We start from the raw sequence: 20062 nt of genomic DNA, 5'->3' as shown, positions 1-20062 counted from the left end.
GAGTCTTCCCGACGGAAGCTCTCCGGTGCTCCGCGGCTGCCCTGATTTGGCCGCAGGGTGCCGGCGTGCCGTGATTCCGATTCCGCCAGCCGACGAGAGCGTGTCGGCTATGTCCGTTCGCTTTTTGGGAACACCAGGCGCGCTATCAGCCCGCCGCCGGGATGATTGCCAAGAATGAGATGGCCCCCTGCGCTTGCCACGAGTTTTTTGACCAGAGCCAGCCCTAGTCCCCAATGGCGTCGGCTATCATCGGCGCTGCCCAGGCGTACGAATGCTGCGGTTGCATCTGCCAATCCTGACTGCGTGATGCCTGCACCGTGGTCCCTTATGCTCAGGATCCACTCGGCTCGGGTTTGCGAGGTTTTAATTTCGATCGGCGGAATTCCGTGGTCCTGCGCGTTGTCGACCAGATTGAACATGACGCGCTCGAGAACCGGGCGCGGCAGCTTGAATTCTGCGCCCGCTTCGAACGTGCAGACGAACAGGATGGCCTCCAGCGAACTGGTCATTACGAATCGATCGTGGATGAATGCTTCCACGGACAGATCGGTCTGCGGCCCGGTGGAAGGCTGAGTCCCTTCGACGAACTGCCTGGCAAGATGCGAGAACAGGTCGATGTCCTCTACGAGCGCGACGCGCTTGTGCCATTCCTTCACCTGAAGGGCTCGTTCACGCAGTCGGGCTGCGTGCGATTCGAGATGAAGTTGCAGGGCCACGAGCGTGGACGATTGCTCCGCACGTGAGTCGATGCGCCGAGCGAGCAATTCATTGGATGTTCGCGCCAGTCGCCGCAACTCCTTCGAACCTCTTTCCGGAATGATTTCGTGGGGACGGTATTCGCCGCCAACCTTGCTAAACGCTGTCGAAAGACTGCGTAGGGGCCGCCCAATTGCCCAGCTTGCTGCTAATCCGAGACCAATAGATAGAAAGACAATCGACCATGCCGGGAACGCAATACAGTCCCAACGCAGATAGGTGGGCGCATTTTCGAATGGGAACGCGTCATCCGGCGAAATGGTTTGGCGGTTCCAATATCGATAGCCTGGAACGGGGAACCAGGCTTGGGCGCCCCCAGCTTCACCTTGGTCCCGCCAGAGATCAACCAGCGTTGGCCGTTCCACAACCACCACAGCGGGCGGCGCCGCAGAGATCGACGTCAATAGCGGGGAATATGAGCGCTTTCCCACGTCAGCTTGTTGAAACCTCGCAGGCACAGGGCTCGCCTGCGGCGCATACGATGAGTCCGATCGTGTCAGGCCGACATGTTGCGAAGCAACTGCCACCGCGCCGCAGTCGATACTTGAACTGAGCACGGCAGTCAATATGATGACTCGGTGAATCGACCTGTTCACGGGTTCCTCTTCAGCTTCGTTTGAAAGTAACGTGCACGCACTGGCGGGCATATTCCTTTTGGAGATGCCGGTCCGCGACGTACATAGTGGGAATGCGAGTCCGTGTCTTGCCCGGCATCGCCAGGCTCAACGTTAGCCAATGATCCAACATCGAGACGCGTCGAGATGCGGCGAACACTGGCGGCATCGATCAAATCCTTACATTTTATTTCGTGCTATCGGAACTCGGGTGTTCGCGACGACGAACGTCTATGGTTCGTGCGATGAGCGCATGCTTCATCGAAGTTACATCGCCCGACGGTTTTTACAAGCGCTTCATGTACTGGTCACCTCATGCGAAGGCAGAAGCAAGCGCTTGCCCAGAGCAGCCACGGCGCAAGAGCCTGCTTGCGGTGCCAGGCAAGAATTTTGCAATACATCACGTCGTGACACGTAACGCGCGGGGTTCGCTCCGACAACCGCAATGCACATGTAAGGATATAACCGCCTGCGAGTCGGCTTAGTGCGGGGCCGGAGAACAAAGATGAGTCAGACGGTCAGCGATTTCCCTGTCGGACGCCTGCATCGATGGCACGTCAGCGGGTTCAAGCTCGCACTTCTAACGGCGCTTACTTCCGCGCCGCTTGCGCACGCCGATGCGCCGCTCGAATACTTCCTGCATTCGGCCGGCCCCGCGGCGACACCGACCATGCATCTTGGCTGGGGTCTGACTGCCATGTGCATCGCGGTTGTCGTCATCATTGCGGTTCTGCTGGCGGGCGCACTTTTGCGGCGGCGCCCGCCGACCGCGCAGCGAGTGCTGGGCAAGGAAGGTGGTGGAATGGCGTGGATCTACATCGGCGTGGGCGTGTCTACGGTCGCGTTGCTGGTGTCGCTCTTCTACACGCTCGTTACGTTGGAGGCAGTCGCGCAACCTTCGCTGACACCGGGCCTGACTATCACCGTCACCGCCTACGACTGGTGGTGGAAGATCGACTACGGGGACGACACCGAGCCGGCGAACCATTTCGTGACAGCCAACGAGATCCACATTCCCGTGGGCGTGCCGGTCAAAATCAGTCTGAAAAGCGCGGACGTGATCCACGCGTTCTGGGTCCCACGCCTTGCCGGCAAGACCCAGGCAATTCCGGGGCAGGTCAACACGCAATGGATAGAGGCGGATGCGCCAGGCGTCTACCGTGGTCAGTGCACGCAATTTTGCGGCCCGCAGCATGCCCATATGGCGTTCGACGTCATTGCACAGCCGCAGGCGGATTTCGATGCCTGGCAGAGCGCGCAGATCCGTCAGGCGGCTCTCCCGGCCGGCGGCCAGGTGCGAGACGGTCAGAAGATTTTCATGGATCGCTGCGCAGGCTGTCATGCGGTACGGGGTAGCGACGCAGCCGGTGCGCAGGCCCCGGACCTTACTCATGTGGGCTCGCGCCAGCAGCTTGCAGCCGGCACATTGACCAATACTCCGACGCACCTGCTCGACTGGATCGAGCACGCCCAGCAGATAAAACCCGATTCGCTGATGCCCAGCTTTACGCTAGAAGTGCAGGATGCCGCTGCGCTCTCCGCCTATCTCGCGACGCTCCGCTGAAGCGCCCCCATCCGACAAGGAAGAACATGGCCGACCTTGCACCCGATACGCCCGACCTGCGGCTCGCACGCCGACCGGAAATCGGCCGCATGCCGCAAGGTTCGCCGCGCGAGCAGCGCCTGCGCGAACTGTGGGAAAGCGAACCCGGCTGGCGCGGCTGGCTCTCGACGGTGGACCATAAGCAAATCGGCTTGCGCTACATTGTCACGGCTTTTGTCTTTCTGATCGCCGGGGGCATCGAGGCGCTCATCATGCGCGTACAGCTTGCGCGGCCGAACGCACATCTGCTGTCGCCGGAGCAGTACGACCAGCTTTTCACGATGCACGGCATCACGATGATCTTTTTGTACGCACTGCCTGTGTTGTCCGGCTTTTCGAACTACCTGTGGCCGCTCGTGCTCGGTGCGCGGGACATGGCATTTCCCCGTCTTAACGCGCTGTCGTTCTGGGTCTTCCTCTTCGCGGGCATTTTTCTTTATGCGAGCTTTCCACTCGGTCAGGCTCCCAATGCCGGCTGGTTCAATTATGTGCCGCTCGCGAATCTCGAATACAACACCGGACCGAACATCGACGTCTACGCGCTCGGCATGGTGCTGCTCGGTGTGTCGACAACGGTTGGATCGGTCAACTTCGTCGTCACGCTACTGCGCATGCGTGCACCGGGAATGTCGATCGACCGGTTGCCCATTCTGGTCTGGGGCACGTTGACTGCATCGGCGGCTAACCTGGTGGCGGTGCCATCGGTCAGTCTCGCGTTTCTCATGCTGTGGCTGGACCGGCAGATCGGCACGCACTTCTTCGATGTCACCCACGGCGGCCGGCCGATGTTATGGCAGCACATGTTCTGGATGTTCGCTCATCCGTGGGTATATGTCGTGGTGTTGCCGGCAATGGGCATCGTTTCCGATGCACTGCCGACGTTTTGCCGCCGGCCACTCGTTGGCTACACACCCGTTGCGATTTCGACCGTCGCCACGATGATGATCGGATTCGTGGTCTGGATTCATCACATGTTCGCGACGGGAATCGGGCCACTCGCGCTGGCTTTCTTTGGCGCCGCAAGCACGCTCATCTCGATCCCAAGCGCCGTCGCCACCTTCGCATGGATTGCAACGATCTGGCTTGGGCGACCGGTCTATCGCGTGCCGTTCCTGTTTTTCGCGGGCTTCGTGCTCATGTTCGTGATTGGCGGCGTCTCCGGTGTGATGACAGCGGCGGTGCCATTCGACTGGCAGCTGACCGACACCTACTTCGTCGTGGCTCACCTGCACTACGTGCTGCTCGGCATCAACGTATTTCCCGTGCTCGGGGGCATCTATTACTGGTTTCCCAAGTTCACCGGCCGGATGACCAGTGAGCGGCTCGGCAAGCTGTCGTTCTGGGTCACCTTTGTCGGTTTCAACGTCGGCTTTTTCCCGATGCACATCTCGGGCCTCCTCGGCATGCCGCGTCGGGTCTATACCTACCCGGCAAACATGGGATGGGACACGACGAACATGATCACGACCATCGGCTCATTCGTATTCGCCATTGGCATTCTCATCTTTCTGATCGACATGGCCGTGAGCCTGCGGCGCGGTGCACCGGCAGGCGACAATCCCTGGGACGGCGCGTCGCTCGAATGGTCCGTCCCGTCGCCGCCACCACCCTACAACTTCGCTGTCGTGCCCGTCGTGGCGAGCCGCAATCCGCTGTGGGAAGACCGGATTGGAGAGGGCGGCAACTCGAAGCTCGATGAAGGGTTCCTGCTCGATCATGGCCGTGAGGCGCTCGGCACGACACCGCTCGATGCCAGGCCCGACATCATCCTTAAGATGCCGACCGATTCCTACGCGCCGTTTTTGCTCGGCTTGTTCAGTGCGCTGCTGTTCGTTGCCATGCTGCTGCGCACCTGGATCTTTGCGGGGGCCATGGTGGCTGCGTGCGGCGCGGCGATTCTCGTATGGCTGTGGCCCGAACGATTGCTGATACAGCGCGAGCCGGAGCCGGTGCGGGATGCGGGAGCCGGTCATGAGTGAGCTGACGGATAACGTGCCGGTTCTTCCTGTCGGCAGCGCCGGAAAATTATCGAGCGGCTGGTGGGGCATGATGGCGACGGTCGCCACCGAAGCGTCGCTCTTTGGTTATCTGATCTTTTCGTATCTGTATCTCGGCTCGCAGACCGAGATGCACTGGCCGCCGGAAGGGCTGCCCAAGATCGGCATCGGGGCGCTCAATACGTGCGTTCTGCTGTCGAGCAGCCTGTTCGTGTGGTTGTGCGAGCGCCTGGTGCGCCGGCGCAGAATTCGCTGGGCGGTGGCGTCGATGGCATTGGCGATCGTTCTCGGCGTCGTCTTCGTCGCCATTCAGATGAAAGAGTGGCACGACCACCCGTACGGCATCGCAACGCATCTTTACGGATCGCTTTACTTCACGATCACAGGCTTTCACGTGATCCACGTGCTCGTCGGACTTGTCGTGCTGTCTTGTCTGCTCGGCTGGACGGCGCTCGGTTACTTCGACGAAAAGCGTTGTGCTGCGCTGAGAATCGGCGGCCTGTACTGGCATTTCGTCGATGTCGTCTGGCTCTTTATTTTTACCACGCTGTACGTCACGCCTTTTCTTTTCTAGGAGCGCGATGATGTTAGCCGCAGAGCTTTATCAGAAGCCGCCGGGCGAGCCGGACCCGGCGACCGCGCGGCAAGGCGCCGGCCGCAGATCCGACCGTCTGAATCCCTACCCACGGCGCGGCGGGGCGCTGATGATGCTGTTCGGTCTGTTGGGCGCGGCCGCAGCATGGGGGTTGCAGACGGAAGTTGGCGAGACGCTCGCCGCTCAGGCGTGTTACCCGCATCGGCGTGCGCTCCCCGCGCCTCAATGGTCGTGGCTCATGCCGGCATTGAACGCGATGAGTATCGTCGCGCTGCTGGTCGGTATCGCGGGTGTGTGGGTGGCCTGGCGAAGCTGGCGCATAGCGCGCGGCGCGCGCCCCGATTCTGCTGCTTCCGTGTCCGACACAACAGCGGGAAGAACCCGTTTTCTCGCGATGGCAGCGCTCATACTCAGCGTGCTCTTTCTCGTCGGCCTGGTCACGGCAGGATTGGCCGTACTGCTCGTCTCACCGTGCACCGCGTGGCGATGACTGATATGAAACGGATCCGGCCGCGCGCCGCGTGCACCGCCTTCGCTTTGACGCTCGCCATGACGATGGTGGCGGGGCTGTGCGCACGCAGTCTTGCGCAGCCAGCTTCGCCCAGCGTCGACGATGAAGTTGCACTGTCGGACCCCGCGCTGATTTCACGTGGCGCCTATCTCGCGAAGCTCGGTGACTGCGCCGGCTGCCATACGGTGCCGAAGCAAGGCGCGCCGTTCGCCGGCGGCCTCCCGATGGGCTCGCCGTTCGGCACCATCTATTCGACCAACATCACGCCCGACCCGCAAACCGGAATCGGCCGCTACAGCTATGCCGACTTCGAGCGCGCGCTGCGCGACGGCGTGGCGCCCGGCGGCAAGCGGCTCTACCCGGCCATGCCGTATGCGTCGTTCACGAAGATCAACGACTCGGATATGCACGCCCTCTACGCGTACTTCATGCATGGCGTGCAGCCGGTCGCGCACCGGCCGCCTGAAACGAAATTGCCGTTCCCGTTCAGTCAGCGCTGGGGCCTCGTCTTCTGGGATTTCGCATTCGTGCGGCACGAGCGCTTCGTTCCGGACGGCAAACGCGACGCGCTATGGAATCGAGGCGCCTACATCGTGCAATCGCTCGGCCACTGCGGCGCATGTCACACGCCTCGTGGCCCCGGGTTCGAGGAGCGCGGCTACGACGAGTCGTCGAAGCTGTACCTGACAGGCGGAACGAACGATCACTGGTTCGCGCCTAACCTCACCGGGGACCCGGGTTCCGGACTAGGGCGTCTATCGCCGCGTGACATCGCCTCTTTTCTCAAGTCCGGCCACGGCGTGGATGTGCATGTCGTGACGTTTGGCAGCATGGTGGAAGTGGTCGAGGACAGCGGGCAATACTTCAGCGACGACGACCTGAACGCGGTCGCACGATATCTGAAGAGCCTCCCCGCGCGGCAGAGCTCCGGTGCTTACATGCCGGACACGCAGAAGTTACAGGAGACGGCTGTGTCGTTGAAGGCGGGTGAGATAGAGCGCCCCGGGGCTGGACTCTACATGTCGTTTTGCGCGAAGTGTCATCAAGCCGACGGGCGCGGGGAATCACACAAATTCCCCGCGCTGGCGGGCAATCCGGCAGTACTCGCGTCGGACACGTCGTCGTTGATCCGGCTCGTTCTTGAGGGCGGCACCAGTCCGCAGACGGAGAATGGACCAATACATCGCGAGATGCCGGCGTTCAGGAATCAGTTCACCGACAGAGAGATCGCCAGGGTCTTGAGCTTCGTGCGTACTGCGTGGGGTAACGAGGCACGGCCGGTTGCAACGCGCGACGTCTCGACTGTGCGCAGCAAGATCCAGAAGTGAAGCAGGCAAGGCCGGTTCGAACGCTCTCTTTCGCAATCGGCCTCACCGTTCCCTGAAATTAGATGGGCTTGTTCCCAACTTCGTCGAGCCGCGTGGTCTTGTCGGTTCCTTCCACTCGCTCAACTTCGACTTCGGTACCGCGGACTGTGTCGTTGACAGTTTCAGTGCGACTGCTCGACTCCTTGCCAACCACCACTTCCTCAACGACTCTAGCTGTCTTCGCGACGACGGCCTGCTCCGCAGTTTCGCGAACCTCGACAGAACTCTCGGTCAGGTCGGCCGTAGTCGCGGGGCGGTCCACCGCGCGCCGTTCTATCGTGGCGTGCTCCTCGCGCAGGGTAACCGCTTCGCTCACGGGCGTTTCGGTGACGCGCGAATAAACACGTACGCCTCCCGTCGAGACTTCGCGTTTGCCGACTTGGAGCGACTCCTGTACGACTGGAAACGCCTTGCGTTCGGCTGCTATTTCCTCGCTCGTGTAGGCGGGCGCGTTGCGGTCGTATCCGGTATAGCCCGCGCCGCGCCATTGTGCAACGCGCGAATCGATGTCGACAGCACCGGCGGCGTACAACGCCTCTTGCACTCTCTCCACCGACGATTCGTCATTCACATCCACAGACAGCAATGCACCGCCGCGACGTACCGCTTCCTGATAGTGGCCGGCTTCTTCCGGACGGTCGTCGTCACCGAAGAGCCGTTTGAAAAAATGTTCGATGCGTCCCATCGCGCCTTCGTGCTCCTGGCCCGTGGCGTCTGTCGAGGAAACCGGTGTTGTCCCGAGGCCCGTATCGGTTGTGGCGGACGCGCCGAGCCCTGCGTCCTGAGCATGCACGGCCATGTTCGCAGCTGCAACGCCTTCAGTTTCCAGGCGGATTTTTGCGGCTTCCGCCCGCGCGAATGAATCGAATACGCCGATGATAGTGTGAGTCATTGCAGATCTCCCAAAAGAGTTGACCAGGCCTACGCAAGTCCAAATGGAACGCGTCCCGGCTGTCGCGCAACGACCGTTCCCAGGACGCGCTACTCGGTGCCCGTTTCGGGTTTCCACTCGCCATCCGTGCCTTCACGCCGCTCAATGACTAATTCTTCGGACTTCAAAGTGAATTCGCGAACTGCTTCATGCTGTGATTCGACGGTTGTTATGTGCACCTCTTCCTTCAACATGAGTTGCATTTTTACTACCGGCACGTACTCGAAGACCGGAATGATGAGCGTGTCGCCTTCCTGCCGCGGCGCATAGCGGTCATCGACAGGCCGATTGACCGGCACGCGCCGAACTTCAACGTGCTCCTGGCGCAAGGTCACGGAAACCGGCTTCGTCTCCTCCTGAATGACTTTGCGGACCCGGACTGAACCGGTCTCGATTCTGTCGACATCGACCTGCAGTTTTTCTTGCACGGCAGTGAGGCGCAATTCGTCGGACGTATTGCTTGCGTCAGACGTGTCCGCGCGATCAGCGGATTGCGACGTGGATTTGGCCGATTCGGGCATGTCCATCAGTTGCCTCCGGGCGAAGCGGACGTTCAGTTAGAAAGGGACACCTTGAGGTGAAGCACGGCGACCATGCATGGCACGTGGCTGCTTGTGTCGGAAGATTCTCTGGCGTCTACCGGCGAGGTGAACCGGCGCCACGTCATGCAGCGCCGCAACGTTTGAGGCCGCAAGGGGCATGCCGTGTCGGCGGGACGGGGAACGCACCCGCCTGGTAGGGCAATACGAGAGTCTGCTCGACTACATCGTCGAAAACGAGGCGGCGACCGCGATCATAGATATCACAGGCGTGCCGACCGTCGACACGCTGGTCGCGCAGCATCTGCTCAAGATTGTTGCGGCGGCACGGCTGATGGGGTTTCTGGCGAAGGATTGAGTGTTCACGTCACCGCCATCATGCAGGCAGTGAAACCCGGTACATGAGCAGCCATGCCCAGCTTCACTGGCCTGCCGGGAGCGGACCGGGCGTCAGAAGATGTTGCGCAGGCCCACGGCAACGCCGGTCTGGTTGTTGCGGCCGGGGAAGTCGGCGGTGGCCGCACCGGTGCCGCGAATGAAGTCGACCGTTCCATACACTTCAGTGCGCTTGGACAGCGAGTACTCGGCAAGCAGTACGCCCGAGTAGCGGGTGCCGCGGCTCAGCGTGGTTTGATCCGCGTTCAGCGCATTGCGCGAATGGTCGTAATAGGCCGCGGCGGTCAGCAGCAGCGGCGGCGTGATTTGCCACGTGGTGCCGAGGTAGAAGCCGTCGTCGATACGATTGGTGTTGGCCACCGGCGTTGTCCAGGCCGCTGCCGGCGAGTTCGCCGCCGCCATGAAGAGGTCGACCATGCCGGTGTTGTCCTGCGCGTGCAGCCAGCCGGCGTATGCCTTGACCGTGCTGAATGCGTAGACCGCGCTCACGTTGACTACGTTGAACTTGCGGTTGTTCGCGTCGCTGTTCTGCTGGTAGCCCGCGTCGAGCGACAGGCCGCCATATGTGTACGACGCCGTCAGGCCGTACATGTTGTTCGCGCCGGTGCAGCCAGCCACGCCACCGAAACCGTACATGGCTTCTACATTCAAACCGCCGAACTGCCCGCTGTACTTAACCGAGTTGTTCTGACGCAGACCATAACCGAGTGCGCCCGGCAGCCATCCATCCTGATCGTAGTTGCCAACCGTCAGCGGGTCGTACACGTTGCCGAGCTGATCGAACAGCGGCGTGTTCTGGCGGCCGAACGTGACCGTGCCGTACTTGTTGCTGGACAAGCCGACGTAGGCCATCCGGTTGAAGAGCGTGCCGGAGCTCGCGAGCTGACCGTTCCAGAGATTGAAGCCGTTCTCGAGCCGGAAGACCGCGGATAGACCGCCGCCCAGATCCTCATTACCCTTCAGGCCCCAGCGGCTGCCGGTGATCGGGCCGACGCCCATTGCGACTTCGTTGTCGTTCTTTGCATCGTCCGGTTGCAACGGTGCGGGGTACCGACACGTCAGCAACGGAGCATCGCCTTCAGGTTAGCTCGCCCGCGTCACTCGCAAATCCGCGGGTGTTTGCAGTGCCGATTGAGCGCCTGCAACTGGCGCCGCGGCCGGCGGAATCAGCTTGCCCCGCACCAGCAACGCGAGCGTCTTGACGGCCAGAATCGCGATGATCACGTTGGCCAGAATGAACAGAGCCGGTGCAGCCCATTCAACGGCTCCTGCGGTGCCTCGTTCGACCATACGCAGCGCCATCGTCGGTAAAGCGGCTACACCGAAGCTGAAGGCCCAGTAACCAGGCACGAAAGCCTGTTGACGAATCCACGGCAGCAACCGCAACAGCAACAGTCCTTGATAAACCCCATATCCGAGCAGGATCAGCGCGAACAGATCAGGCGTGCCGCTCGTCAAGCTGAGGTAACTCACGCCACCCACCACCGGCGGCGCGAGCTGGATGCCGAGCGTGGGACGCAGTGCTTCAGGCAGCGGTTCATGCACGGCTGCACGATGCAGAATCAGCGATTCGATGGCAAGCCAGGACAGCAAGCCCGCACCGAAAAAGAGGCCGCCCAGCTGATGAAAACCGAAGGCCGCCGCCGCTGTGCCCGCGACGAAACCCGGCGCCACGGTCGGCAGGTAAATGGTCGGCGTGACGAGTTCCGGCTTGCGTCCGCCTTGCCAGAGTCGTCCATGCAGATACACGCCGAGTGCCAGTTGCGCGACCACGGCCACACCGAACAGCGCGAGTGCGAGGCGATATGCGTGCGGCTGCAAAAGCTGCGCGGCCAGCATGCTCGACACGGGCGCGAGCGCCGCGAACGACGACTGCACCGGATGCTGCATTTCCTCACGAGCCTCGGCAGTGCGGGTCAGCCACTTCAGCCCGTAGGCGACGAGAATTGCGAGCCACACGACTAACGCGGCTACCGTCGTCAACGTTCCAATGGCGGGCGGCAAGTGCCACAGCCTGATCGCCACGCGCCACAGATTGGCGAGCGCCAAAGCGCCCACCGCGATACCGAAGAATGCAACGGGTACTGAGCCACGACTGGTGTCCATCACCGATCCTCCAGGAGTTGCGTCGCGCTAGACTGTTCCGGCTTCGCGCGATCGATGACGTACTGTAGAACCGGCCCCGCAAACGCAGAACGCTGGCCGCGCTCAACAAATTGCGCAATCGTCTCAAGATGCGCAGCTTGCGGTTTAGTTTGGATCATGCGTTTCATTCGAGCGTTCGGCGCGGTGCGCGCGTTGCGCGCTTGACATTAGCCCCTCTTCCAACTGATCATTTGATGCGGTACGCCCAGTTGTAATGGCACGCGTTTCCTGCGCGGCGCCCATCGCACGCAGCGTCTCGTCAAGCCTCCTCCCGTCATTCGCTTCAGCTATTTTCCAGTTTTCGCCAGCACGTTGACCCCAAAATCCGACATCGCCCGCCAGCCCACGGGTACAGCTAGTGGCCCGCCCAAGGTGCTCACCGCTTTGCGTGCAGCAACTTCGCAACGCCACGAGTCGACTCACCTCCTGATGCCGCTGTCGGTCGACAGTGTCGCGCTCCGCGATTACGTCGCGCATCTGGTCATTCTTCGCGAATGGCTCGTACAACTCGAGGCCTGGCTAGCGCATTTCAGCGATGGACCTCAAGCAGGGGCGCTGGTCCCAGCCCGTAATCGCGTCGCGTTGATCGACATGGATCTGGCTCACGTATCGGTAAAACCGGAAGATCGCGCTGGTGCCCAGGAAGTAAGTAGTACGCGTCACTGGACCGGCAGCAAGAGCGCCGCTTATCGTTGGGGCGTGTGCTATGTGATCGAAGGTTCGCAGTTGGGCGGCGCGGTTTTATACGAACGCCTGAAAGAACGGCTCGCGCCTCATCCTCTCGGATACCTCAAGGCGGGCCGCGAGGCACTCGGTGTGCGTTGGCCGGCGTTCGTTCGCGCAATGTGCGCCGATGTCGATATGCAAACTCAAGCCAGTATCGAAGAAGCGTGCCGCGGCGCCTGCGACGCGTTTGACCACCTCATCGAACTCGCGCCGCGTCCCGCCATGGCCACCTCCGCGGGCGGCGAATAACCGCGGGCGACACACGTAATGAATCGCTTCCAGGAGGACGGTCCAACGCCGTCGCCCCCGCTCGACGCGGCGTCGGTTTTCGACCTGCTACCCGAGGCTTATCTGATTCTCAACCGGCACTACGAAATACAGCTTGCCAATGCACGTTATTGCGAACTGGTGAGCCAATCGTCGAGTGACCTGTTGGGCAAATCGATTTATGAGGTCAACCAGTTCGGTCCCCAGGAGCAGCGCGAGGCCCGGCGCTCGTGGCTGGATAGCGTGCTGCTCGACCTCGCGCCTGGCGAGCCGAAGTGGTCGGCGTTGTTCCGCTACGAGAGTCCGCGGCGCGCTCAGGATGCGGCGCGCGCCGCTGCTTCAGACCCGGATGGCTCTTCCGCGCAGCTTGCGCCACGTTACTGGAAAATCAAGGCTTCCTTGCTGGACTCGGCGCAAAGAGGTGGCGATATCGCTTTGCGCGTGAGCGAAGTCACCGACCGTCTCGACGAATACGAGCGAAATCAGCGGGAGCGCGCGAAGCTCCGTTCGCAGGCGCAGTTGCGTCTGTTGCTGGCGAAGGAAGCAACAGAGCAGTTGCGCGAGAACGAAGAACGCTTTCAACTCGCGCTTGCGTTTTCACAACTCGGTGCGTGGGAATTGGACCCGCACACGATGCTCATCGACTGCACGGATCAGTGCAAGGAGAACCTGGGTCTGTCGCACAGTTCGGTGCTGACCGAGCAGCGACTCTTCGGCGAGATCGCGCATCCGGAAGACAGTGTCCGTTTGCGCGATGAAATGAATCGCGCCTTCGCCAGCCGGGAGCATTTCGAAGTGGATTTCCGCGTCGGCTGGGCGACTGGTTCCATCCGCTGGATCTTGGTGCGCGGCGTGGGACGATTCCTGGCCGACGGCGCGCTCAATTCGGTCATTGGATTTACCCTCGACATCACGACCCGAAAAGAAGCCGAGCTGGAGCAGCAGCAAATCGCGTTGTCGGAAAAGCGGGCACGTGAGGAGAGCGAGCGCCTCGCCACGGCGATGGACCATTTCGTCACGACAGTCAGTCATGAATTGCGCTCGCCGCTCGCCGCGATCGTATCCTGGACTCATTTGCTCGAGCGCACGAAAGACGCTGCGCAGGTAGCGCCGCGCGCCGCTGGCGTTATCAGCCGCAACGCGCGGCAACTCGCACATATGGTCGACGATCTGCTCGATAGCGGCGCCATTGTTACGGGCAAGCTGTCGGTCAATCTGAGCCCGGTCGATCTGGGTGCGCTCGCGGGCAACGTCGCGGAAGACATGCGCATGGACGTCGAGGCAAAAGGCTTGCGTCTCGTCGCCGACGATCTCGCATCGGTCACCGTGCTCGCCGATGAAAGTCGCATGAAGCAGGTTGTGTGGAACCTGTTGTCGAACGCGCTGAAGTTTTGTCCGACCGGATTCATCCAGCTATCCGTCACAACCGGCGCAGAACATGTCGAACTCGTGGTACGCGATACCGGCGTGGGCCTGGATGAAAGATCGCTCAAGCAGATTTTCGAACGCTTCCAGCAGTTCGCCGGCAATGGTTCCGGACGCGTTGCCGGGCTCGGCTTAGGCTTGTGGCTGGTGAATAACCTGGTCGACCTGCATAACGGCACGATCTTCGCCGAAAGCGCCGGCCTCGGGCATGGCGCCGCTTTCCGTATCCGCCTGCCTGTGTATCGCTAAGCCGTGCAGCGCCTCTTTGGCTCGCCATGGACAGCGTGCGTGAACCGCACTGTCAGCCACGCGTTGAGCGTGCATGACACGCATACGGGCGATGTATGCATCAGCGCGGAAGAGGCGGCGGTTCGTTGAGTACGGCCCAGAACACGCCAAGGTCTTTGATGGCGTCCATGAAGTCTTCGAACTGAACGGGCTTCACCACATAGGCGTTCACGCCCAGATCGTAGCTGCGCAGCAGATCGCTTTCTTCGCGCGATGAGGTAAGCATCACCACCGGAATGCGCCTGAGATCTTCGTCGGCGCGTACGGTTTTTAGCACCTCGTGACCGTCTACCTTCGGCAACTTCTTGTCCAGCAGAATGACCGCCGGGATCTCGGCACCTCGGTCCGCCCACTGTCCCTGACGGCGAAGGTATTGCAACGCCTCTTCTCCGTCGCGCAATGACACGACCGGATTCGCAAGCCGCGTTTTTTCCAGCGCGATCAGCGTCAGTTCGATGTCGTTGGGATTGTCTTCAACCAGCAAAATTGGTTTTAGCACGCGTTCATTCTCCTTTCATCTTCGTTTCAGCTCTTCGGTCAGACCGCGTCCGGTTGTGCGCCAGCAAGTTGTCTGGGCGTGCCGCGGATACCGCCGGCGATTCTTCGTTCCCCGTTGCAACAGCCGCAAGCGAACGGGGTAGTGAGAATGTCACGGTTGCCCCTTTGTCCACTTCGCCGAACGCCCACGCCTCACCGCCATGACGTTCGACGATTCGCTTCACGGTCGCGAGGCCGATACCGGTTCCGCCAAATTCTTCGATGCGATGCAGGCGCTGGAAGACTTCGAAAAGTTTGCCGACGTAGAGCATGTCGAAACCGACACCGTTGTCTTTCACGAAGAATACGTCGTGGCCGGCCAGTGAATCTTCTCCTGCGTAACGGCCGATTTCGATTACAGCGGGATCGCGCGTCGCGGTGAACTTGACGGCGTTCTCGATCAGATTGCGCAGCACGACGTGAATCAGCACAGGGTCGGCCGTAATCTGGCCGAGGTCGCCCACGTGCCAGGTGATGTTGCGCTCGGACGCGTGCTTGAGTTCGTCGGCGATCAAGGACTCGACCAGTTCCTTCACGTCGATCAGTTGCGGACGCAGCGCCGTGCGGCTCATCTGCGAGAACGCCAGCAGGTCGTCCACTAGCTCGCCGCCAAATTTCGCCGATGAAATGATCCGTTCGAGAAAGTGTCGGCCGCGCTCGGACAGCGCGCCGCTTTCCATCTGACGCAGCAGATCCGCGAAGCTGGCGATGTGCCGAAGAGGCGCCCGCAAATCGTGCGATACCGTATAGGAGAACCCTTGCAATTCCTCGTTCGCACGTCCGAGTTCGTGAGCCAGTTGTCCGAGTTCCTCGGCCCGGCGCAGCACGATGCCGAGCAAGGCGGTCCGGAATTCCGAAGCAATCTCCAGTTCGGCAGGGCGCCATGCGAGCGAGCGGTCGCGTACCGTGTCCGTCCAGACGTCGAAACTCTTGCGCGGAGACAGCGAAGGCGAAAGACTTGCGAGCTTCTCTCGCGGATCGCCCGCCCATTTGATTGTCTGAATGGCTTCCTTGCGGAACCACAGCACGTAATTCCGGAACAACGTCGAAATCGATACGGACAGCAGGCCGGCATAATCTGGATTGGCTGGCACGACCGGACAGGTGAACGCGAGTGCGTCGGTTTCGAACGTCTCCTGAAACTTGGTATCCAGCCATTCGACGAGTTTCCCGACATCCGCCTCGGATGGCGTGCTACCGATGAGCAGCACTCGACCGTCAACGACGATTGCTGCGCCGTCTGATGCGGTCAGTCCAAGGAAATCGCCAGGATCGTTGACGAGCGCGTCGGTAAAACTGTCCGCATCTGCCATTGCACCGAGAAGCCGCGTGAGGGTGCGGCGCAATTCGAGTCGGTATGCGGCTTCCGCGTGATCTTCTTTCGCTTCGACCTGCAGCGACAGCACTTGTGCAATGTGTTCGCACGCGGTGCGTACCTCGAAAGGCGGAACGCGCCCGCTATCGTGATGACAGGAGATCAAGCCCCACAGCTTTCCGCGAACCACGATGGACATGGACATGGACGACATCGTGTCCATGTTCTTCATGTACTGCACATGCACAGGAGATACGCTTCGCAGCGAAGCGTAGGTCAGATCGGTGGGCTTGCCTGTCGACGGGTGCAAGGACGGCACGAGCGGCGCGGGCTGATATCCGGCGTCCGCGATCAAGCGGATGCGATTGCGTACATACAGCGCACGCGCCTGTGCCGGAATGTCCGAGCCCGGAAAATGCTGGTCGATGTAAGACGCGTACCCCGGTTCGACGTGTTCTGCGATCACGTGACCGATACCGGCTTCGTCGAAGCTGTAGACCAGAGTTCGCCCGTAACCGGTGATGCGATGCACTTCGTCGGCAGCGAGCTGCGCGAGACACTCAATATTGTTCGCCTCTTCAAGGCGGTTGATGAATGTGCGCACGAGCGGATACATCGACGAAAACACGTCGCCGGTTCCCAGCGCCGGCTCGAGTTCGACGATCGCGACACCCTGGTAGCGATGCACGATAACGGCGAAGGGTGATGGCCGCCCGGATGCTTCTTCACCGCGCGGATCGCTCATCGAACCGATATAAAGCGGGATGCCGTCATCGACCTGCGAGGCGAGCCCGTTGACGATGCGGGCCGCCCATTCTTCGCCGAGAATGCTCGCGATCGAGCCGCCCAGTGTGTTCTCCGCCGGCGAGCCTGTCAGGCTCGCGATGTTGGCGCTGACCTGCAACAACGTTCCGTCTGGGGTAATGCTGAACAGAAAGCCGTGCGGCTGGATGCCGCCTGGGATATGAATGGGTTCTCGCGCGCAGTCGACCTCAGCTGCCGATGAACCGGAATAGGGCAGTTCTGCCATGCTTGCTCCGCAAACGGTGTGCTATATTTTCGCATATTCGTTTCATCGGATCCTGCACTGCAGATCGAAATGTATGGGCCCGGCGCGTCTGGAATTCGCCTAAAACCCGTACAACTCAGCCGGATTGTCTACAAGCATCTTGCGGCGAACTTCGTCGCTTTCCGTTAGCCGCATCGTCCAGTCGAGCATGCGCGCGTCGTCGGGCACGGGCTTTACGTTGGGATGCGGCCAATTCGACGCCCACACGCCGCGCTCCGGAAATCGGGTTGAAAGCGTGCGCACGAGCCACGACACGTCGTCGAAATCAGGCGAGCCGTTGCGCGAACTTTCGTAGGGCGCGGACAGCTTGATCCAGCAACGCGGACCATCGAGCAGGCGGCACAACGACGCGAAGCCTTCGCTTTCCGGTGTGACGGGCGCGAGAAACTTGCCGAGATGATCGATAACCAGATTCGACGGCAAGCTCGCCAGCATCGCTTCATGAGCAGGCAGCGTGTGTCCGTCGAGTTGCAGGTTGATATTCCATCCCATCGGTGCGATGCGCGCCGACATGTCCTTGAGCACACTCCACGGCAGCACGCCGCCCGACAGCATCATGAAACGCACGCCACGTATGCCGGCATCGTGCAGGCGCTGCAATTCGTCATCGCTGACGTCGGGCGGCACGACCGCGACGCCGCGCGCACCGTCGCCCAATTGAGCGATGGCCGCGAGCGTGCAGCGGTTGTCGAAGCCGTACCCCGTCGGCTGCACGACGATCGCGCGCGACAAACCGAGCCCCCGCTGCACTTCGCGATATGCCGAAGCAGGTGCCGGCGGCGGCGTGAAGGTTGCGCTTGCCGCTAGCGGGTAGCCTGCCTCGTACACGTGGATATGGCAATCGCACGCGCCTTCGAAATCGATTGGAGGGATCATCGCGCGTCCGTCGGCATGGCGAATCCCGAGACGCGATACGCGTGCGCCGCATTCACGGCGCCCGCAGGCATGCGGCCCTGAAACAGTGCTTCGGTTTGCGCGACCGTTTCCATCGATTGATGCTCGATGGCGCCCGGCGTCAGTCCGCCAATGTGCGGCGTCGCGATCACGCGACAATGGGCCGCCAACTCAGGCGATGGCATCTGATCCGCCGCGCGGCCTACGTCGAGCGCGCATCCTGCCAGATGACCACGCTGCAGCGCGGCGAGCAGAGCGGCGTCGTCGACCAGTTCGCCGCGGGCCGCGTTGATGAAGTACGCGCCCGCTTTCATCGTCGCGAAGGTCTGCGCATTCATCAGGTTCGCAGTCTGCGGCGTGGCGGGCGCAAGGCAGACGACGAAGTCCGACTCGGCGAGCAGATCGTCCAGGCCGACTTGCTGCACGTGCGTGTCGTCGATCGTCGCATACGGATCGGACACGATCACGCGCATGCCGAAGGCCGACGCGAGAGGGCACAGGTAGCGCGATATCTGCCCATACCCGATCACGCCAAACGTGCTGCCGCGCAACTCGCGGCCCATCTTCGGAGCAGGCGCTTCATGCCGGTGATACGCCGCCGCATACGCGGTCGTTCCTCGCGCGAGATCGAGCATCGCGCCGATCACCCACTCGGACACGGCCGGTATGAAGCCAGCGCTCGCCTGCGTGACGAGCACGCCGAGTTCGCTCGCGGCATCTACATCGACCGTACGGATATCCACCGCGCAGCGCACGAAGGCGGCCAGCTTCGGCAGCGCTTCGAACAACGCGCGCGGCGCCGGCGTTTGTCGGTAAGCGATGATGACATCGGCCTCGCGCGCGGCACCAGCGAGTTCAGTCAGCGTCAGTTCGCGATCTTCGGGGTTGTACGTGACGTCGGCGAACTTCGCGAGCGCCGCCGCCGCGCGCGTGCCGAAGTAATGGTCCAGCATGTGCCGGGGATGACTCACGAATACCTTGTTCATGTCCTTATCCTGTCTTTCTGGCTTGCTTCGCTTTCGCCGCGGTTTTGCCCGGGCGTGCGACCGATTCGCGCTCCACGAGCGTGATGTCCGTGAACAGCGCCTGCTCCGATGCGGGCATGGGTTCGTCGTGCGGACGCATCGCGCGCTCCACCATCGCGGCGGCCATTGCCGGCACCGGAAGTTGCACGGTCGTGAGCGCGGGGTTCGAGATCGCCGCGAGGAAGTGCCCGTCCATGCCAACGATCGACACGTCTTCCGGCACGCGCAGTCCGCACTCGCGCAGGCCTGCCATGAGGCCGAGCGCCATCAGGTCGTTGACCGCGACAATGCCGGTCGGGCGCGCGTCGTCTTGCGAGAGCAGGCGCGCGAGCGCGCGACCGTTCTCAGCGATCATCGAATCGCCGTATTCGTTCACCGGGCCGCTGTCGAGCACGCGCGCCTCCTCTGATAACCCTGCCTCCTGTGCTGCCGAGAGGAACCCGTTGATCTTGTCGCGGCGGCTCATCGTCACGCCGGTCAACGTTGCAAAGGCGAGCCGCGCGTGGCCGTGCGCGATCAGATGGCGCGTCGCGAGGCGCGCTGCTTCGAAGTTGTCCGGCGTGACGTGTTCGACGCGCGTGGTCTCACCTTCGGTCGCGCGGCGGTCGTAGCTGACAACAACCATGCCGCGTTCGACGGCGGTTTCCAGGTGGCGCTCGTTCGCAAGCGACGAGATGACGATCACGCGCCGCACGCCTTGCGACAGCAGGTCTTCGAAGAACGACGCTTCCTTCGCCGGATCGCGATACGTGTTGCCGATCATCACACGGTAGCCGTAGCGCTCCTGTGCGTACGTTTCGACCTCGCGTGCGATATAGCCGTACATCGGATTGGCGATGGACGGCACGAGCAGTCCGATGAGCGGCGTCTGTCCCGTCTTGAGCTGACGCGCGAGCGTGCTCGGCCGATATTGCAGCGAACTCATCGCGGCCTGCACGCGCGCGAGCGTTTCCTGGCGCATCTGGTCCGTGCGGCCGTTGAGTACGTTGGATACCGTGCTCACGGATACACCGGCCTCGCGCGCGACATCCTGAATGGTGCTCATAAGGTTTTGCATCTGCC

Annotated in this window: 18 protein-coding genes and 1 pseudogene; 8 read left to right on the top strand and 11 right to left on the bottom strand. The window is 61.7% G+C overall.

Translation table 11 applies throughout. From position 1 onward, the window contains the following. Positions 1–107: 107 nt before the first annotated feature. Complete coding sequence (locus tag BCA01S_RS37265) at positions 108–1352, bottom strand: sensor histidine kinase (protein WP_169740540.1); 1245 nt, start codon at positions 1350–1352, stop codon at positions 108–110. Between the two features lie 523 nt (positions 1353–1875). Between BCA01S_RS37265 and coxB the strand changes: the two genes are divergently transcribed. Genes coxB through BCA01S_RS21610 form a run of 5 tightly spaced genes read left to right on the top strand, consistent with a single transcriptional unit; the run spans position 1876 to position 7404 of the window. Next, complete coding sequence (gene coxB / locus BCA01S_RS21630) at positions 1876–2934, top strand: cytochrome c oxidase subunit II (protein ID WP_027778712.1); 1059 nt, start codon at positions 1876–1878, stop codon at positions 2932–2934. Positions 2935–2960: 26 nt separating this feature from the next. After that, positions 2961–4952, top strand: coding sequence for a cytochrome c oxidase subunit I (gene ctaD, locus BCA01S_RS21625; RefSeq protein WP_027778711.1), 1992 nt, complete (start codon positions 2961–2963; stop codon positions 4950–4952). Beyond that, positions 4945–5544, top strand: coding sequence for a cytochrome c oxidase subunit 3 (locus BCA01S_RS21620; RefSeq protein ID WP_027778710.1), 600 nt, complete (start codon positions 4945–4947; stop codon positions 5542–5544). The genes ctaD and BCA01S_RS21620 overlap by 8 nt, the downstream gene beginning before the upstream one ends. A 7-nt stretch (positions 5545–5551) precedes the next feature. Next, positions 5552–6055: a hypothetical protein gene (locus tag BCA01S_RS35090; protein WP_244146014.1), complete on the top strand. Its 504-nt coding sequence runs from the start codon at positions 5552–5554 to the stop codon at positions 6053–6055. A 5-nt stretch (positions 6056–6060) separates the two neighbouring features. Continuing rightward, a complete protein-coding gene (locus BCA01S_RS21610; RefSeq protein ID WP_042319091.1) occupies positions 6061–7404 on the top strand; it encodes a c-type cytochrome in 1344 nt (447 codons plus the stop codon). Between the two features lie 58 nt (positions 7405–7462). Here BCA01S_RS21610 and BCA01S_RS21605 read toward each other — a convergent pair whose 3' ends face one another. Together BCA01S_RS21605 and BCA01S_RS21600 are read right to left on the bottom strand one after the other, a co-directional pair. Next, the gene (locus BCA01S_RS21605; protein ID WP_027778707.1) at positions 7463–8335 is read right to left on the bottom strand and encodes a YsnF/AvaK domain-containing protein; all 873 of its coding nucleotides are present in this window, start codon (positions 8333–8335) and stop codon (positions 7463–7465) included. Between the two features lie 89 nt (positions 8336–8424). Then, complete coding sequence (locus BCA01S_RS21600; RefSeq protein ID WP_244146013.1) at positions 8425–8802, bottom strand: YsnF/AvaK domain-containing protein; 378 nt, start codon at positions 8800–8802, stop codon at positions 8425–8427. A 286-nt stretch (positions 8803–9088) separates the two neighbouring features. Here BCA01S_RS21600 and BCA01S_RS21590 point away from each other — a divergent pair. Then, positions 9089–9253, top strand: a pseudogene (locus BCA01S_RS21590) (STAS domain-containing protein); the annotation flags it as partial. A gap of 110 nt (positions 9254–9363) precedes the next feature. On the opposite strand, the gene BCA01S_RS35085 reads toward BCA01S_RS21590, so the two are convergent. From BCA01S_RS35085 to BCA01S_RS38050, 3 genes are read right to left on the bottom strand one after another with little or no spacing between them, the layout of a single operon-like run. After that, positions 9364–10374, bottom strand: coding sequence for a porin (locus BCA01S_RS35085; protein WP_244146012.1), 1011 nt, complete (start codon positions 10372–10374; stop codon positions 9364–9366). An 18-nt stretch (positions 10375–10392) separates the two neighbouring features. Then, positions 10393–11415 carry a dicarboxylate transporter/tellurite-resistance protein TehA gene (gene tehA / locus BCA01S_RS21580; protein ID WP_042319089.1) on the bottom strand — a complete coding sequence of 341 codons (1023 nt, stop codon included), beginning with the start codon at positions 11413–11415 and terminating at the stop codon, positions 10393–10395. Next, entirely contained in the window at positions 11415–11582 is a 168-nt protein-coding gene (locus tag BCA01S_RS38050; protein ID WP_156955072.1) for a hypothetical protein, read from the bottom strand. Before BCA01S_RS38050 ends, tehA begins: the two co-directional genes overlap by 1 nt. Positions 11583–11838: 256 nt before the next feature. Here BCA01S_RS38050 and BCA01S_RS21570 point away from each other — a divergent pair, with 256 nt between their 5' ends. Both BCA01S_RS21570 and BCA01S_RS21565 read left to right on the top strand, forming a co-directional pair. Then, complete coding sequence (locus tag BCA01S_RS21570; protein ID WP_084166906.1) at positions 11839–12429, top strand: biliverdin-producing heme oxygenase; 591 nt, start codon at positions 11839–11841, stop codon at positions 12427–12429. An 18-nt stretch (positions 12430–12447) separates the two neighbouring features. Continuing rightward, on the top strand, positions 12448–14121 hold the full coding sequence (locus BCA01S_RS21565) for a sensor histidine kinase (protein WP_027778702.1): 1674 nt from the start codon (positions 12448–12450) through the stop codon (positions 14119–14121). 100 nt (positions 14122–14221) lie between these two features. Here BCA01S_RS21565 and BCA01S_RS21560 read toward each other — a convergent pair whose 3' ends face one another. The 5 genes from BCA01S_RS21560 to BCA01S_RS21540 form a co-directional block, all read right to left on the bottom strand. Beyond that, positions 14222–14659 carry a response regulator gene (locus tag BCA01S_RS21560; RefSeq protein ID WP_027778701.1) on the bottom strand — a complete coding sequence of 146 codons (438 nt, stop codon included), beginning with the start codon at positions 14657–14659 and terminating at the stop codon, positions 14222–14224. 4 nt (positions 14660–14663) lie between these two features. Continuing rightward, positions 14664–17042, bottom strand: a complete 2379-nt coding sequence (locus BCA01S_RS35080; protein ID WP_042319087.1) for an ATP-binding protein — start codon at positions 17040–17042, stop codon at positions 14664–14666. 99 nt (positions 17043–17141) lie between these two features. Next, a complete protein-coding gene (locus BCA01S_RS21550) occupies positions 17142–17957 on the bottom strand; it encodes an amidohydrolase family protein (RefSeq protein ID WP_027778700.1) in 816 nt (271 codons plus the stop codon). Continuing rightward, complete coding sequence (locus tag BCA01S_RS21545) at positions 17954–18961, bottom strand: hydroxyacid dehydrogenase (protein WP_027778699.1); 1008 nt, start codon at positions 18959–18961, stop codon at positions 17954–17956. Before BCA01S_RS21545 ends, BCA01S_RS21550 begins: the two co-directional genes overlap by 4 nt. Before the next feature lie 4 nt (positions 18962–18965). Then, complete coding sequence (locus BCA01S_RS21540) at positions 18966–20045, bottom strand: LacI family DNA-binding transcriptional regulator (RefSeq protein WP_042319085.1); 1080 nt, start codon at positions 20043–20045, stop codon at positions 18966–18968. Positions 20046–20062: the final 17 nt, after the last annotated feature.

Origin of the sequence: Paraburkholderia caledonica NBRC 102488 (assembly GCF_000685095.1) — a bacterium.
In the GTDB taxonomy this organism is placed as follows: domain Bacteria; phylum Pseudomonadota; class Gammaproteobacteria; order Burkholderiales; family Burkholderiaceae; genus Paraburkholderia; species Paraburkholderia caledonica.
Note: the sequence above shows the minus strand (reverse complement) of the source record. Positions and strands in the feature narration are given on the sequence as shown.